Below are 1,393 nucleotides of genomic sequence, written 5' to 3' on the forward strand. Positions count from 1 at the left end.
TTGAAGATCAATCCTCTTAATAAAGTTAGTCCAGTTTCGATAACCATATGCGCTATTTTTTATTTTCTTTATTCTTCCAATGGTTCCCTCTAAAAATCCATTGGAGTAATCGAAGTGTAGAGCGTTCAGTACCTGTTTTCGATATTTTTTTAGTGACTTCATGGTTGTATCCATTGGTGTGTTTAGTGAATGATAATCAAGTATTGTGTCACTCATTAATTCAACGTCACTTGTTTCAATAGCTTTTAAGATATCTTGATAAACCTCATAGGACTTGGCAAAGCCTTCGTCCAAATCCAAACATTTTGTAATCAAATTTAAATCTGTTTCACAGTAATTTACGCTGTATTGGTACTTAGGCGTTATCTTTTCAATGGAATCGAATGATTCCAAGAATTTCTTCCAATCTCGCTTCATGAATAGATACTCTTTACTGCGTTGGGGCATGGTCTTCATTACCTTGATTCTTGAAGAATTAAGAGAACGATTAGCCATTTGAACGATGTGAAACCTATCAACAACTATCCTTGCCTTAGGAAATAATTTTGGAACGAGATTAATATAACCGGCATTTAAGTCTAAAGAGATAGTCTGTACTTGTTTTCTAGCCTTTAAAGAGAAGTTTTCAAAATATTGTTTAATTTGATAAGAAGTTCGTCTAGGCAAAATATCTCCGGTTCGATGATCATTACTATCTAACCAAATAAAGCTCAATTTATCTGTCGCCATAAACTCGTCAAAAGCCATGTGCTTTGGTAGAGATTCTGTATGTCTGTTTTTATGTAGTTTGGCTTCCTCATCAATGATCCGTTGAACGGTCTTATCTGAGACATTAAAGCGTCTACCAATGTCTTTAAGAGATGCATTGTGAGCGGCCTCAGACAGAATCATCTGTCTGACCGGCTGCGCAATTTGGCAACAATCCCAAACATAGTTGGTTTTAGCTACAAAAATTGAACCACAGGACTTACATATATATTTTTGACGATATAATCGAATAAAAGTTGGTCGTAAAGATAGTGATGGAGCTATTATCATATTTTTATTGAATCCATCTTTAATTACGTGGCCTGTAAGGCCACAATTAATACAACGATCAACGTCTTTAGTAAGTTTCGCAAAATAAACTAAAGATATAGTTCCGTGTATATTCATAAAAACTGAGTCATCAGTGAATACAATATTCTTGTCTTTAATTTCTAAAGCATTTCGTATAGAATTATCTGTTAGGGGCATCATTCAAATTCCTTTCATTGTGAAGCTGTAGAGGGTCGAACATCTAAAGGACATGAGTGGTGTCTTTTTTGATGTTCTTAAAAAGTATTACTAATAAATGGTATACAAAAATAGAGTTGATGGCAAAATGCCTATCAACTCTATTTATCGTACAACC

1 protein-coding gene is annotated in these 1,393 nt (G+C 34.2%); it reads right to left on the reverse strand.

From position 1 onward, the window contains the following. The coding region (locus FFM65_RS12005) for an ISL3 family transposase (protein ID WP_137610125.1) at nt 1-1,236 on the reverse strand (1,236 nt) is incomplete at its 3' end. Nucleotides 1,237-1,393 lie beyond the last annotated feature (157 nt).

It is taken from the genome of Companilactobacillus formosensis (genome assembly GCF_005405305.1).
Classification (GTDB): domain Bacteria; phylum Bacillota; class Bacilli; order Lactobacillales; family Lactobacillaceae; genus Companilactobacillus; species Companilactobacillus formosensis.